Source organism: Stenotrophomonas sp. GD03877, from assembly GCF_029840555.1.
GTDB classification, from domain to species: Bacteria; Pseudomonadota; Gammaproteobacteria; order Xanthomonadales; family Xanthomonadaceae; genus Stenotrophomonas; species Stenotrophomonas geniculata.
This window is the reverse complement of the sequence record NZ_JAOCCT010000006.1, coordinates 44,782-58,976: the sequence shown is the minus strand read 5'-3', so window position 1 is coordinate 58,976 and position 14,195 is coordinate 44,782. Positions and strand designations below refer to the sequence as shown.

Below are 14,195 nucleotides of genomic sequence, written 5' to 3'. Positions count from 1 at the left end.
ACTACCCGGACCGGAACCGCAGCCACGCATGGCGTGGCTCTACTTCTCCCGCCGCCAGTTGATCGACCCACGGTTTTCCACCGTGCTCGATTCCACTTCCACGTCGAAGCCGCGACGCAGCAGGTACTTCAGCGTGATCACCGAACCGGCACCGACCAGCGACACGCCGTAGCCGACGTACAGCTTGGGCGAGATGTACTTGCCGACACCGATCACCGAGCCGCCCAGCGCGCGCGACTGGCTCACACCGGCGTCGTCCAGGCCCAGCTTGGCGCCCAGCTGCGAAGCCAGCAGGCCGCTGCCGGCCGAGAGCGCCGCGGAAGCCGCGTTGACCTGCTGGGTCTGGTCGCTGCTGGCACCGGTCAGGCTGCGGCCCAGCACCAGGTAGGCCAGTGCTTCGGACTGCGACATCGCCGGCTCGGACCACACATCCGCACGCGGCTGCTGCGCACGCCCGGTCACGTCGATGCCGGCGGTGACATCACCGATCCGGCGCTCGGCACGGATGTTGATGCGCGGGTCGGACACCGCGTTGTAGTTCCAGGTGAGGTTGCCACGGGTGATGGTCAGGTCCTGCCCATACGCCTTGTAGCGGCCACTGACTTCCAGCCCGCCATTGGCGGTCATTTCGCGGCCAGGCTTGGCCCAGACCTGCATCTTGCCGGTCAGCGCACCCTTCAGGCCGAAGCCGGTCATCTTCACCTTGTCGCCGAGGCTGACCGTCAGGTCCATGTCCAGCGGCGAGGTGCGCGACTCTTCCGGATCGGCCGGGTCGAGCACTACCACGTCTTCGGACACCGAGGTGCCGCGGTCCAGGCGCTCGAGGTCGATGTCGGCCTCGGGCACGTGCACGGTACCGCGCAGCTCCATCGCCGCCTTGGCCAGGGTGAAGTCGAGGTTGGGGTTGGCGACGATGCGCAGTTCGCTGGTGTTGGACAGCAGCACGTTCTCGCCGTGGATCTTCAGCTGCAACGGCTGTGCATCGCCAAACCAGGACAGGCCACCATCCACGTACAGCGTGCCCTGACCAGAGTTGGCCTGCGCGGTGATCTTGGCCGAACCGTCGGGCTGCGCCACGAAGCTGCCCTTGCCCTGGTCGAAGGTCAGGCCCAGCGCGGGGAATTCACCCTTGAAGTTGCTCAGCTGCGCGTCGCCACCCAGCGACGGCTGGCCACGCGTACCACGCAGGCTGACGTGGCCCTCGATCAGGCCGGTCGGTCGCACGATGTCCGGCGAGAACAGCTCCAGCCAGTACAGCCGCGACATGTTGAGGTAGAGCTCGCCGTTCAGCGGTGCACTGGCTTCCCAGCCGGTCTGCATCCTGGCATCGACGAAGCCGTTGCCCTGGAAGCCCATGCCCAGATAGCCCTTGATGCTGGCCGGGGTCATGTCGAGCTTGAGCGAGAACTGGTCATAGCGCACCAGCTCGCCGCGGGTGGTATCGCCCACGGTGTTGCGGTTCTCACCCAGACGCACGCCGCCTTCCTTCGAGCGCACTTCCACATGGCCTTCCCATGCATTGCCGCGCGGGCGGATCTGCGCGTCCAGGCTGACATCGCCACGCAGGTAGATGCGACGGCCGGACTGCGGTGGCAACCACGGCTGCACCAATGCAAGCGGCAGTGCATCACTGCGCACCACCAGGCCCTCGCGCGGCCAGTTGGCCTGTGCGCACAGTGTGCCGCTGCTGGTCGCGCCCAGGCAGGCCTCGCCCAGGGTGTAGGTGCTGCCGTTGATCGCGAACGCCGCCGGTGCACGCAGCGACCAGGCATCGCCCTTCACCGGTGCGATGCGCAGCGCGGCCAGCTCGCCACGCCACTGCGCGCCCTGCTGGCGGACGCTGCCCTGCAGCTCGATCGCGCCCATCTCGTTGCGGGTCTGCGCCGCCAGGCGCAGGTTGGAGACACTGCCCTGCGCATCCACGTTCAAGCGTTCCAGCAGCATGCCGGCATTGACCTGCTGGCCCTGGATCGCCAGCGTGCCGCTGTCGCCGCGCCAGGGCAGATGGCCCTTGATGCTCACGCTCTCGGCGCCGTAGCCATCCCAGTTGAGGTTGTTGCCGACCAGGTCGGCGGTGATGTCCGGCGCATCGCGCGGCCCCTTCACCTGCACCTGGCCGCGCAGGCCGCCGTCGGCGCCCGGCAGCAGGTCGCTCAACTGCAGCGGCTCGAAACGTGCATCGATGTCGAGGCGATCACCGACCTTGCCCGACGCGGTCACCCGGCTGCTGCCCAGCGACAGCTTCAGGTCACCCTGGCCCTGCGCGCCCTGCAGCGCGAACTTGCCCTGCGCGTCGAGGTTGCGCTGGCGCAGCACGCCCTTCAACGACGGCAGATCGACCGTGGCTTCCAGCGTGCCGGCGGTACCCGGCGGTGCGTTTGCCGGCGGCGGCAGCTGGCGGCCCTTGGAGGCCAGGTTGCCGGACAGGCGGCCATTCCAGCCCGGCACGAAATAGCCGGGGTCGAAATCCTTCAGCGTGGCCTTGGCATCCCAGTTCAGCTGCGGTGCCCACGCCACCTGGCCTTCCACCTGCAGCTGGCCACCCGGGGTCTGCGCCTGCAGTTGATGGATCGACGCGGCCTGATCGTTGCCGCGCACATCGAAGTGCAGCTGCGCCTTCTGCGCATCGCGCTCGACCTCGGCGCGGCCGATCGCGGCCCAGGCCTTCAGGGTTCCGGCCAGGCCGAAGCGTGCTTCCTTCAAGGTGACCGGCACCGGTGCGCTGCCGGCGGTGTTCGGGTCCGCCGCTGGCACGTAGGTCAGATCATGGGCGACCACCGAGAAGTTGAGCTTCTGCTGGTCTTCCTGGCTGAAATCGGCGGTACCTTCCAGTCGCACCTCACCGCCAAGCCCCTTCACCAGCAGTGGTGAAACCTTCAGCACCTGGTCCTGCAGCGACACCACCGACGGTGCCAGCTCCAGTTCCTGATCGCCCTGCTTCACCTTGCCATGCAGGTTGGCGTTGCCGCCCTTGCCGGCCGCGGTGAAATCCAGTGCCAGCGGTGCGATCGCCGAGCTGGCCAGTGCCGGCGACAGCAGCGCCAGATCCAGCTCGTCGCTGCGGATGCTGGCGCTCCAGCTCGGATCGGTGCGGCCATCGAACACCAGCATCGCGTGCAGCGGCTTCGGCGCGCGCCCGGCTACGGCCACTTCCATGTGCGACAGGTCGCCACGGGCGACCAGGCCGACGGTGGCGGCCGTGCGGCCACGCGGCGCCGGCAGCACGGCAGTGACGGTCACGTCGGTGTCGTAGTCCTTGGCCGGGATATAGCGGCCCTGGGCAGTGAAGTTGCCCATGTCGCTGTCCACCACCAGTTTGTGCGCCTGGAACTCGCCGTTGGCGATCTCGATGCCGCCACGCACGCGGCTGATGTCGATCACCGGCTCGTTGGCCTGGCTGATGCGGAAGCCATCGATGGCGATGGCATCGGCCTGGATCGCCAACGGCATCTCGATCTGCGGCAGCGAATCCGGCCACGACGGCAGCTTGAACGGCTCGTCACTCTTGGCCAGGTTCAGCGTCGCGTTGGTCAGCTCCAGCTTGTCCAGCAGCAGCTTGCGGCCCAGCAGCGGGCGCAGGTCCGGCTCCAGGTGCGCACGCTCGGCGTGGAAATGGATGTCGTCATAGCGGAAGTCGACGTTGTACAGGGTCAGCGGGCCGGCCACCGGGCCGTCCACCTTGTCCCAGGTGAAGCTGGCGCCCACCGGCAGGCGCGCCACCACCTGTGCCAGCAGCACATCGCGGCCGGCCACGGTCTGCAGCAACCAGTACACCGCCAGCAGGGCCAGCAGCACCAGGCCCAGCACGCCCACACCCGACCAGGCCCAGAAGCGGCGGCGGCGGTAGAAGCGCACGCGCGGCGGCGTGGTCGGGTTCGGAGTGGGTGCGGGCGTACTCACAGGTCCGCTCCGATGTTGAGGTACAGCTGGAACTGCGAATCGGGGTTGTTCAGGCCATGCGCCACGTCGATGCGCACCGGGCCCACCGGCGATTTCCAGCGCACGCCGAAGCCGACGCCGGTGTGCAGATCAATGGTGTTGTCGAAGGCGCTGCCGGTATCGACGAACACCGCCGCACCCCAGGGACCACCATTGAAGTAGTGCTCGTACTCGGCCGAGCCGATCACCAGGTTCTTGGCACCCAGCGCGTATTTGTCCGGTGCAGGGGTCCGCGGGCCCACCTCGCGGTAGGCATAGCCGCGGATGCTGCGGTCACCACCGGCGAAGTAGCGCAGGCTCGGCGGCATCGCCACCAGATCGCTGGTCCAGGTGGTGCCACCCTCGCCGCGCAGGATCAGGCGGTTGCTTTCGCCCACCGGGATGTACCAGCGCAGCACGGCGTTGGCCTGCACGAAGCTGGTGTCCGAGCCGGCACCTTCAACGCCGGCACGCATGGTCGCGGTACCGCTGATGCCCTTGCGCGGGAACAGTTCGTCATCGACGTTGACGTAGTCAGCGACCAGCTGCGGGTAGACCAGCGTCGAGGTGTTGTAGACCGCGTCGGTGAATTCGGTGCCGGAGGCATAGCGCCAGCGCTCGCGCAGCGCGTTGATCGAGGCGATCGCGGTCCAGTGTTCGTTGATCTCGCCGCTGCGGCTGGCGATCAGCTTGAAGTTGCGCAGGTCGATGTAGTCGGTCTGCTCGTCGTAGGCGCTGGCAGCGAAGGTGTACCAGCCATCAAGCCAGTTGAAGGCCGGAATGCGGTAGCTGGTGACCAGGCTCTTGCGCTTCTGCGCATAGTCCAGCTGCGTGTTCATCTTGTGGCCGCGGTTGTTCAGCCACCGCCGTTCGATGCCACCGCGCACACCCGGGCCACTCTCGCTGCCGTAGCTCAGACCCGCGGTGTAGATGGTGCGCTTGGCACGGGTCAGCTTCACATCCACTGGCACTTCGCCATTCGCATCGGCCTGGTCGGGCCGCGGCTGGATGTCGATCACGCTGAAATAGTCCAGCTTGGTCAGCGACTCGCGCAGCCGGTCCAGCTTGCCCTCATGGAAATAGCTGCCCTGGTCCCAGTACACCAGCGGGTCGAACAGCTTGTCGACGAAGTAATCCTGCTCGAAACGCACCGGCCCCATGTTGTAGCGGCGACCGCTGTCCCAGGTCAGGTCGATGTCGGCGGCGTTGTCGGCACGGGTGATCTGCACCTGGCGCTGGGTGTAGTCGGCATCGAAATAACCACGCTCCGCCAGGCGACGGGTGACGGTGATCTTGCTGGCTTCGTACTGCGTGTGCTCGAAACGCTGGCCCTTGCGCGGCTTGAACGCGGCCAGGTCGTCCTGCAGGTACTGGTCGTACATCGCCGGTCCGGTGATGTCGATGTGCTCGCGGCGGACGGTCACCGGGGTGCCCTTGTCGACATGGATCAGCACGCGCACGTGCTCGTCCTCGCGCGGCGCCTCGACCTTGATCACCGGGTTGTAGTACCCGAACGGTTCCAGTGCCTGGCGGGTCTGCCGCTCGGCCTGCGACAGCAGGTACTCCAGGCGCGATTCGCCCTGTTCCTTGCCGATCGTGTCGTACAGCGACAGCGATTCCTGGATGTTCTCGATGATTGCGGCGTCGTCGCCCTTGTCCAATCCCTTGATGTCCACCTTGTCGATGGTGCCGCGCGCGTGGACCACAGAGGTGGCGGCCAGCGACAGGACCATCAGCGGCAGGGCGTATTTCTTTGGCTGCATGCGGCACAGCATACCGACCGAAGGTGACGATGCGAAATGCATCACGTCATTGGGGATCGGTTGTTAAGTGGCGGTCAAAATACGCGCCTTTGTGGCGATCATCGTGATCGCAGGCGAGGATGCCGGCATCGTGCGCGATGCCGGCAATGACCCCGATGGACATCCACCGGCACTACCGGTGGGTGCCAAGCATGCTTGGCACTACATCTCAGCTCGACAGATGCTCGATTGCCGCGACCTTGCCCAGGCGCTCGCCCAGCATCGTCAGCAGCGCCAGGCGGTTGCCACGCAGCGCCGGATCTTCCGCGTTGACCATCACGCCATCGAAGAACGCGTCGACCTGCGGGCGCAGGCGCGCCAGGCGCGCCAGCACGGCCACGTAATCCTTCTGGTGGAGGCTGGCGCCGGTGTCGTCGATGGCGGCGGTGACCGCTTCAGCCAGTGCGCGCTCGGCGTCTTCCTGCAGCAGCGCCGGGTCGATCTGGGCCGGGATGTCGCCCTCGGCCTTGCGCAGGATGTTGCGGATGCGCTTGTTGGCCGCAGCCAGTGCTTCGGCTTCCGGCAGCGCGGCGAAGGTGCCGATGGCATCCAGGCGGCGGTCGAAGTCATACAGCGAGGCCGGCTTCAGCTCGGCCACGGCGTTGAAGTGCGTGGCCGGCACGCCCTTGTCGGCGTAGTAGCCCTTCAGGCGGTCGAGGATGAAGTCGTACAGCTCAATCACTTCGGTGAGCGACTGCCCTCCCCATTGAGCGACTTGACGCCCAATGTGTACGGCAGGACCTGGCATTGCCTTGAGATTGAGCTTCACAGCATCTTCCAGCAGCGCGCGCAGGTCCAGCTCGAAGCCGCTTTCGATGATCGTGCGGGCCAGGCCCAGCGCGTTGCGGCGCAGGGCGAACGGGTCCTTGTTGCCGGTCGGCTTCAGGCCTGCGGCGAAACCACCGGCCAGGGTGTCCACGCGTTCAGCAATCGCCAGCACCTTGCCCAGCGGCGATAGTGCGATGTCATCACCACCGAAGCGCGGCTGGTAGGCCTCGTCGATGGCCAGTGCCACCTCGGCCGATTCACCACCGGCCACGGCGTAGTGGCGGCCGGCGATGCCCTGCAGTTCCGGGAACTCGTTGACCATGCGCGACTGCAGGTCGTTCTTGGCCAGCTGCGCGGCGCGCTTGGCCTGCGCGGCGTCGGCACCGACCTGCGGCGCGATCACTTCGGCCAGGGCGGCCACGCGCGCCACCTTGTCGGCCACGCTGCCCAGCTTGGCCTGGTAGGTCACCGTCTTCAGGCCGTCGCCCATCGACACCAGGCCCTGCTTCAAGTCCTCGTCGAAGAAGAACTTGGCATCGGCGAAACGCGGGCGGATCACGCGCTCGTAGCCCTTGGCCACTTCGGCCACGTCCTTCGATTCGATGTTGGCGATGCCGATGAACTTCTCGGTCAGCGTGCCGCTGTCATCCAGCACCGGGAAGAACTTCTGGTTGATCTCCATCGTCTCGATCAGCGCTTCCTGCGGCACCGCCAGGAACGCACGCTCGAAGCTGCACAGCACCGCCGACGGCCACTCGACCAGGTTCACCACCTGCTCCAGGTTGTCGTCGGTGATGCGGGCGCTGCCACCGGCCTTGGCCGCCGCAGCCTCGACCTCGGCGACGATGCGCGCGCGGCGCTCGCTCGGGTCGACCAGCACGAACGCAGCGCGCAGCGCTTCAACGTAGTCCTGCGGCTGCGCCAGCGACACGGTCTGGTCGTGGTGGAAGCGGTGGCCACGGCTCACGCGGCCGGCCTGCAGGCCGAACAGTTCGGCCTCGACCACGTTGGCGCCGTGCAGCAGCACCAGCCAGTGCGCCGGGCGGGCGAAGCCCCAGGCGTGGTCGCCCCAGCGCATCGGCTTGGGAATCGGCATTGCCGCGATTGCCTCGCGCAGGATCTCCGGCAGCAGGCTGGCAGTGCTCGCGCCCGGGGTCACTGCGCGGTGCACGAAGCGCTCACCCTTGTTGTCGGTGGCCTTCTCCAGCGCGGTCCAGTCGATCCCGGCCTTGGCGGCGAAACCCTGCAGGGCCTTGGTCGGCTGGCCTTCGGCGTCCAGCGCGATGTTCAGGTACGGGCCCAGCACTTCGCTGTGCTGCTCCGGCTGTTCCAGGCCGACGCCCGGCAGCAGCACGGCCAGTCGGCGCGGCGTCGACAGCGGGCGGGCATCGCCCAGTTCCAGCGCGACACCGCGCTTGCGCAGGCCCTCGACGACACCGTCGAAGAACGCCTGGGCCAGGCCCGGCAGCGCCTTGACCGGCAGCTCCTCGGTGCCCAGTTCGATCAGCAGGGGGGACAGTTGGCTCATCGGTTCGATCCTGTGGTGGGGGCGCAGCGCGCAACGCGTCCGGCGCCCCGGAAGTTGAGAGAGGGAGGGAGCGGCCGTCAGGCCTTCTTCGCGCCCGGGAAGCCCAGCTTCTCGCGCTGCTCGTAGTACGCCTTGGCCACCGCCTGGGCCAGCGCGCGCACGCGCAGGATGTAGCGCTGGCGCTCGGTCACGCTGATCGCGCGGCGCGCATCGAGCAGGTTGAAGGTGTGGCTGGCCTTCATCACCTGCTCGTAGGCCGGCAGCGGCAGGTTCACTTCCACCAGCTTCTGCGCTTCACGCTCGCAGGCGTCGAAACGGTGGAACATCTCTTCCACGTCGGCGTATTCGAAGTTGTAGGTGCTCTGCTCCACCTCGTTCTGGTGGTAGACGTCACCGTAGGTCACCGGCTGGCCGTCCGGGCCATAGGTCCAGACCAGGTCGTAGACGTTGTCGCAGTTCTGCAGGTACATGCACAGGCGCTCGAGACCATAGGTGATCTCGCCCAGCACCGGGCGGCATTCCAGGCCACCGGCCTGCTGGAAGTAGGTGAACTGGGTCACTTCCATGCCATTGAGCCAGACTTCCCAGCCCAGGCCCCAGGCGCCCAGGGTCGGCGATTCCCAGTTGTCTTCCACGAAGCGCAGGTCGTGCACCAGCGGATCGATGCCCAGTGCCTTCAGCGAATCCAGGTACAGCTGCTGGATGTTGTCCGGCGCCGGCTTCATCGCCACCTGGTACTGGTAGTAGCGCTGCAGGCGGTTCGGGTTCTCGCCGTAACGGCCGTCGGTCGGGCGTCGCGACGGCTGCACGTAGGCCGCGTTCCAGCTTTCCGGCCCGATCGCACGCAGGAAGGTGGCCGGGTGGAAGGTACCGGCACCCACCTCCAGGTCGAGCGGCTGGATGAGCACGCAGCCCTGCTGGGCCCAGAACTGGTTCAGGGTCTGGATCAGGCCCTGGAAGGTGATCGGAACGGTCGGGGTCGCGGACATGCGTACGAGTCTTGGCCGGCAAGGGGGTGCGCTAGTATAACGGCCGACCTGCGGGGCATTCCGTACCCGGGAGGAGCAGGCAGATGGAACATCGGCTGCCGGCAGGCACGCCCGGCGAGGCGGGCGGCGTCCCGCTGCCCTGGGGACGGCTGCATTTCGAGCAGATTGCCGCGGCCCTGGTCGCCGATGACCTGGTGGCCGAGCAGGACCGCGAGCGCATGCGGTTTTCCGCGCAGGGCGCACGCAACGCCAGTGAAGTGCATCCGCTGGTACTGCTGTCCAACCTCAAGCTGGCCGCCACCGGCGGCGGCGAACTGACCCTGGAGCGCCTCACCGAGTGGCTGGCCCGGCGTACCGGCAGCCGCTACCTGCGCATCGACCCGACCCGGGTCGACGTCGCCGCGGTGACCGCGCTGGTCTCCCACGCCTACGCGCGCCGCCACCGTTTCCTGCCGCTGGCGGTGGATGCCGAGCGCGTGCTGGTGGCCACCAGTGAGCCACTGGTGCAGGAATGGCGCCGCGACCTGCAGCACCTGACCCGCCGCCGCATCGAACTGGCGGTGGTCAACCCGCTGGACCTGCACCGCTACACCATGGAGTTCTACGGGGTGACCCGCTCGGTGCGCGGCGCCCGTGGCGACGTGCGTGGCGAGGCCAACACCACCCTGCCCAGCTTCGAGCAGCTGGTGGAGCTGGGCCGCACCGGCGACGTCAATGCCGACGACCAGCACATCGTGCACATCGTCGACTGGCTGCTGCAGTACGCCTACGAACAGCGCGCCTCGGACATCCACCTGGAGCCACGCCGCGAGATGGGGCGCATGCGCTTCCGCATCGACGGCGTGCTGCACAAGGTGTTCGAGGTACCGCCGGCGGTGATGACCGCCGTGGTCAGCCGCATCAAGGTGCTCGGCCGCATGGACCTGGCCGAGCGCCGGCGCCCACAGGACGGCCGCATCAAGACCCGCTCGCCGGGCGGCCGCGAAGTCGAGATGCGCCTGTCGACCATGCCCACCGCCTTCGGCGAGAAGTGCGTGATGCGCATCTTCGACCCCGATGCTGCCTTCAAGAGCATCGACCAGCTCGGTTTCAGCCCGCAGGAAGCGGCCGGCTGGAATGCGCTGGTCGAGCGCCCGCATGGCATCGTGCTGGTGACCGGCCCGACCGGCTCGGGCAAGACCACCACCCTGTATTCCACGCTGAAGCGGCTGGCGACGCCGGACGTGAACGTCTGCACAGTAGAGGACCCGATCGAGATGATCGCGCCCGAATTCAACCAGATGCAGGTGCAGACCAACATCGACCTGGACTTCGCCAGCGGCGTGCGCACCCTGCTGCGGCAGGACCCGGACATCATCATGATCGGCGAGATCCGCGACCTGGAAACGGCGCAGATGGCGGTGCAGGCCTCGCTGACCGGCCACCTGGTGCTGTCCACCCTGCATACCAACGATGCGCCGTCGGCGGTCACCCGCCTGCTCGACCTGGGCGTGCCGCATTACCTGCTGGCCAGCACCCTCAACGGCATCCTCGCCCAGCGCCTGGTGCGCACGCTGTGCCCGCACTGCAAGCAGCCACACAGCCTCGGCGCCGCCGATTGGGCGGTGCTGGCTGATAGCCATGCTGCATATCCAGATGCCGCCACGCCCTGTCGGCCGGTCGGTTGCCTGGAGTGCCGGCGCACCGGATTCCTTGGCCGCATCGGGCTGTATGAGTTGCTGCCATTGGGCTCGCGGCTGCGCGGGCAGATCCGTGCCGACATGGATCTGGCCGGTTTCAGCCGGGCCGCACGGGCTGAAGGGCTGCGAACCCTGCGCCAGGCCGGGCTTGAAAAGGTGGCGCAGGGGCTGACTACAATCGAGGAAGTCCTGTCAGTCCTGCCGCCCCCGGATGAACCCAGCCCCGTTCCTGATCCTTGAAACCGGCCGCCCGGTACCGTCGCTGCGCCGCTACGGGCGCTTTCCGCACTGGATCCGGGTCGCCGCCGGGCTGGAAGAACACGAGACGGTGGTGGTCGATGTCGAACACGGTGGCGCTCTGCCCGACCCACATGCGTTCGCTGGCGTGCTGGTGACCGGCTCGGCCGCCTTCGTCACCGACCACGCCGAATGGAGCGAGCGCAGCGCCGCATGGCTGCGCCAGACCGCCCACGACGATCTGCCGGTGTTCGGCATCTGCTACGGTCACCAGCTGCTGGCACACGCGCTGGGTGGCGAGGTGGCCTACAACCCGGCCGGGCGGGAATCGGGCACGATCGAGCTGGAACTGCAGCCGCAGGCGGCGCAGGACCCGCTGTTCCAGGGCCTGCCGCAGCATTTCGCTGCCCATGCCACCCATCTGCAGACCGTGCTGCGCGCACCTGATGGCGCCGAAGTGCTGGCACGCTCACCACTGGACGGCTGCCACGCCTTCCGCTGGGGCCGCCAGGCCTGGGGCGTGCAGTTCCATCCGGAATTCGCCACCCACCACATGCGCGGTTACGTGCGCGCCCGTGCCGACTGCATCGGTCGCCACGGCGGTTGTGCCCGCAGCATCGAGCGTGCGGTCAGCGCCGCGCCGCTGGCGCGCCAGCTGTTGCGCCGCTTCGTCCGCCAGGCGCGGCTGTCTTCAGCCCAGCCGGCGGCAAAACAGGGATAATCGGCGGCACGGGCAGCCGCCCGGCCCCCTCCTGTCCTTCCCGGATGTCCATGAAAGAGATTCGCAAGCTGCCGGCTTCGGCGGGCGCCCAGTGGTTGCTGGATACGTTCTCGCTGTACCGGCGCGCGCCGCTGCAGCTGGCCCGGATCGGCCTGACCTGGCTGCTGGTGAGCTGGGTGGTGACCTTGCTGTCGACGCTGATTCCCGGCGCCGCCGGCATGGCCGTACAGCTGATGACCCTGGCCATCTCGCCGATCATGTTCGGCGGCATGCTGTATGCCGTGGGCGAGATCGACGAAGGCCGCCCGGGCCTGGCCTCGCACCTGCTGCAGCCGATCCGCGACCACCGCGTCAGCCACCTGCTGGTGCCGCTGGCGATCCAGGTGCTGGCGGTGCTGCTGCTGGGCGCGCTGCTGTTCCTGATGATCGGCCGCGAGGGCTTCACCGCCTTCAGCGAGGTCATGACCAAGATGGAAGAGATCAGCCGCAGTGGCCAGCAGATCAAGCCGGACGATGCAGCGGCGCTGGTCGCCAACCTGCCGGCCAAGCGCATCGCGCTGTGGATGCTGCTGGTGTTCCTGAGCGCGGTCGCGCTGTCGCTGGCGATGTTCACCCAGCCGGCGCTGGTGGTGTTCGACAAGCAGAGCGGCATGCATGCGCTGCGCCTGAGTCTGCAGGGCTGCATCGAGAACATCGGCGCGATGTTCGTGTTCGCCGCACTCGGCCTGATCGCCGCGTTCTGCATGTACATCCTGTTCGTGATCGTGATCCAGATCGCGATGCTGATCGGTGGCCCGCTGGCCGCGGCCTTCATCGCCCAGCTGGTGCTGACCACGGTGCTGATGCCGCTGTATGTCGGCGCGGTCTACGCCGCGTGGAAGCAGATGTTCGTGCACCGCGGCAGCCGCGCCGCCCCGCCGATTCCGACCACCCCGACCTCGAGCGACGTGTTCCACGCCTGACGAAAAAGGGGACGGAGGGGATTAAGTCGTTAGCCGCACAGTGGCACAAACGACTTAATCCCCTCCGTCCCCTTTTTTCAGGCAGCGGGTTTCTTCACTGCCGACGATGGCACCAGCCAGCGTGCGGCGTGGATGCCCAGTTCGTACAGCAGGCACATCGGGATCGCCAGCATCAGCTGCGACACCACGTCCGGCGGGGTCAGCACCGCCGCCACCACGAAGATGCCGACGATCGCGTAACCGCGGCCTTCCTTGAACTGCTGCGGCGTCACCCAGCCCAGCAGCACCAGGATCACCATCGCCACCGGCAGTTCGAAGCTGCCGCCGAAAGCGAAGAAGATCGCCAGCACGAAGTCCAGGTAGGCGTTCGCATCCGGGGTGATCGCGATCACGTCCGGGCTGAAGGTGGTGAGGAAGTGGAATACCGCCGGCAGCACCAGGAAGTAGGCGAAGGCACAGCCGGCGTAGAACAGCAGCACCGACGACACCAGCAGCGGCACCGCCAGGCGCTTCTCACGCGCATAGAGGCCCGGGGCAACGAACGCCCACAGCTGGTACAGCAGCCAAGGCACCGCCACGAACAGGGCCACGAAGAAGGTCAGCTTCAACGGTGCGAAGAAGGCACCGGCCGGGTTGGTGGCAATCATCGTCTGCCCGTTGGGCAGCTGCGAGACCAGCGGTTCGGCCAGTGCGTTGTACAGCTTCTGGGTAAACGGCAGCAGCGCCAGCAGCACCACGCCCAGGCCCAGCAATGCGCGCACCAGGCGGCCGCGCAGTTCCACCAGATGCTCGACCAGCGAGCTTTCGCCGAAATCGTGTTCACTCATGGCTGGCGCTCCGGGCTGCTCTGCGGCGGCGGCGCACCGGCTTCAGGGCGTGTCGCCGGCGTCGGCTCGGGAGCACCGCTCTCCTGTGCCGGCGCATCGGCATCGGGCGCAGCGCTCATATGCGGCGGCAGATCCGCAGGCGCCGGTGCGCGAACCTCCTGCGCCAGCGTATCGCCCTGCTGCTGGGCCTCCTGCGCTTCGCGACGGATCGCTTCACCGCTGGCGCGCAGCTGGTTCTCGGTGTCCTGCATGCCCTGGCGCACGTCCTGCATCTGCCGCTTGATGTCCTCGGCCTGCAGCTCGCGTTCCAGTTCCTGTTTCACCGAGTCCCACTGATTGCGGGCGCGACGCACCCACAGGCCGGCGAAGCGGGCCGCCTTGGGCAGGCGCTCGGGACCGAGCACCACCAGGGCGACCACTGCAATCACCAGCAGTTCGCTGAAGCCGATATCGAACACCGCAACCGCTCCGGATCAGCGAGCGTTACGGTCGTGCTCGTCCTGCGCAGTGCGCGAGGCGTCCTGGCTGCGCGACTCATCGCCCAGCTGCGCGTTCGGCTTGTCTTCGTCGCGCATGCCCTTCTTGAATTCCTTGACCGCCGAACCGAGATCCTTGGCGCCGCTGGTCAGGCGCTTGGTGCCGAACACCAGCAGGACGATGGCCAGCACGACCAACCAATGCCAGATGCTGAAACTGCCCATAAAGACGCTCGTTACGTTAGTGATCAGGCTGTCGAGCATAGCGCACCGGGTGTTAGCCGGCGC

Annotated in this window: 10 protein-coding genes; 3 read left to right on the top strand and 7 right to left on the bottom strand. The window is 67.4% G+C overall.

Annotated elements, in window-relative coordinates; all coding sequences use genetic code 11:
* Positions 1-39: 39 nt before the first annotated feature.
* From N5D20_RS06325 to glyQ, 4 genes are all read right to left on the bottom strand, one after another.
* Complete coding sequence (locus N5D20_RS06325) at positions 40-3,900, bottom strand: translocation/assembly module TamB domain-containing protein (RefSeq protein WP_197578160.1); 3,861 nt, start codon at positions 3,898-3,900, stop codon at positions 40-42.
* The gene (locus N5D20_RS06320) at positions 3,897-5,693 is read right to left on the bottom strand and encodes an autotransporter assembly complex family protein (RefSeq protein WP_197578169.1); all 1,797 of its coding nucleotides are present in this window, start codon (positions 5,691-5,693) and stop codon (positions 3,897-3,899) included. Before N5D20_RS06320 ends, N5D20_RS06325 begins: the two co-directional genes overlap by 4 nt.
* A 196-nt stretch (positions 5,694-5,889) precedes the next feature.
* On the bottom strand, positions 5,890-8,016 hold the full coding sequence (glyS, locus tag N5D20_RS06315) for a glycine--tRNA ligase subunit beta (RefSeq protein ID WP_197578161.1): 2,127 nt from the start codon (positions 8,014-8,016) through the stop codon (positions 5,890-5,892).
* Positions 8,017-8,093: 77 nt separating this feature from the next.
* Positions 8,094-9,005: a glycine--tRNA ligase subunit alpha gene (gene glyQ, locus N5D20_RS06310; RefSeq protein WP_006403404.1), complete on the bottom strand. Its 912-nt coding sequence runs from the start codon at positions 9,003-9,005 to the stop codon at positions 8,094-8,096.
* Positions 9,006-9,088: 83 nt separating this feature from the next.
* On the opposite strand from glyQ, the gene N5D20_RS06305 reads away from it, so the two are divergent.
* Genes N5D20_RS06305 through N5D20_RS06295 form a run of 3 tightly spaced genes read left to right on the top strand, consistent with a single transcriptional unit; the run spans position 9,089 to position 12,604 of the window.
* Positions 9,089-10,924 carry a GspE/PulE family protein gene (locus N5D20_RS06305; RefSeq protein ID WP_049413208.1) on the top strand — a complete coding sequence of 612 codons (1,836 nt, stop codon included), beginning with the start codon at positions 9,089-9,091 and terminating at the stop codon, positions 10,922-10,924.
* Positions 10,896-11,642 (top strand): glutamine amidotransferase, encoded by a 747-nt coding sequence (locus N5D20_RS06300; protein ID WP_010482408.1) that lies wholly within the window; start codon positions 10,896-10,898, stop codon positions 11,640-11,642. Before N5D20_RS06305 ends, N5D20_RS06300 begins: the two co-directional genes overlap by 29 nt.
* 50 nt (positions 11,643-11,692) lie before the next feature.
* Positions 11,693-12,604 (top strand): BPSS1780 family membrane protein, encoded by a 912-nt coding sequence (locus N5D20_RS06295; RefSeq protein ID WP_010482409.1) that lies wholly within the window; start codon positions 11,693-11,695, stop codon positions 12,602-12,604.
* A gap of 77 nt (positions 12,605-12,681) precedes the next feature.
* Here the strand turns inward: N5D20_RS06295 and tatC are convergent, their stop codons facing one another.
* The 3 genes from tatC to tatA are packed head-to-tail and all read right to left on the bottom strand — an operon-like array spanning position 12,682 to position 14,132.
* Entirely contained in the window at positions 12,682-13,431 is a 750-nt protein-coding gene (gene tatC / locus N5D20_RS06290; RefSeq protein ID WP_049436054.1) for a twin-arginine translocase subunit TatC, read from the bottom strand.
* Positions 13,428-13,889 carry a Sec-independent protein translocase protein TatB gene (gene tatB / locus N5D20_RS06285; RefSeq protein ID WP_049436055.1) on the bottom strand — a complete coding sequence of 154 codons (462 nt, stop codon included), beginning with the start codon at positions 13,887-13,889 and terminating at the stop codon, positions 13,428-13,430. The genes tatC and tatB overlap by 4 nt, the downstream gene beginning before the upstream one ends.
* A gap of 15 nt (positions 13,890-13,904) precedes the next feature.
* Positions 13,905-14,132, bottom strand: coding sequence for a Sec-independent protein translocase subunit TatA (tatA, locus tag N5D20_RS06280; RefSeq protein ID WP_005420453.1), 228 nt, complete (start codon positions 14,130-14,132; stop codon positions 13,905-13,907).
* Positions 14,133-14,195 lie beyond the last annotated feature (63 nt).

What these genes read in the sequence shown, in the direction of transcription:
- N5D20_RS06320 (WP_197578169.1), bottom strand. Translation starts at nt 5,693, where the DNA reads ATGCTGTGCCGCATGCAGCCAAAGAAATACGCCCTGCCGCTGATGGTC.
- glyS (WP_197578161.1), bottom strand. Translation starts at nt 8,016, where the DNA reads ATGAGCCAACTGTCCCCCCTGCTGATCGAACTGGGCACCGAGGAGCTG.
- glyQ (WP_006403404.1), bottom strand. Translation starts at nt 9,005, where the DNA reads ATGTCCGCGACCCCGACCGTTCCGATCACCTTCCAGGGCCTGATCCAG.
- N5D20_RS06305 (WP_049413208.1), top strand. Translation starts at nt 9,089, where the DNA reads ATGGAACATCGGCTGCCGGCAGGCACGCCCGGCGAGGCGGGCGGCGTC.
- N5D20_RS06300 (WP_010482408.1), top strand. Translation starts at nt 10,896, where the DNA reads ATGAACCCAGCCCCGTTCCTGATCCTTGAAACCGGCCGCCCGGTACCG.
- N5D20_RS06295 (WP_010482409.1), top strand. Translation starts at nt 11,693, where the DNA reads ATGAAAGAGATTCGCAAGCTGCCGGCTTCGGCGGGCGCCCAGTGGTTG.
- tatC (WP_049436054.1), bottom strand. Translation starts at nt 13,431, where the DNA reads ATGAGTGAACACGATTTCGGCGAAAGCTCGCTGGTCGAGCATCTGGTG.
- tatA (WP_005420453.1), bottom strand. Translation starts at nt 14,132, where the DNA reads ATGGGCAGTTTCAGCATCTGGCATTGGTTGGTCGTGCTGGCCATCGTC.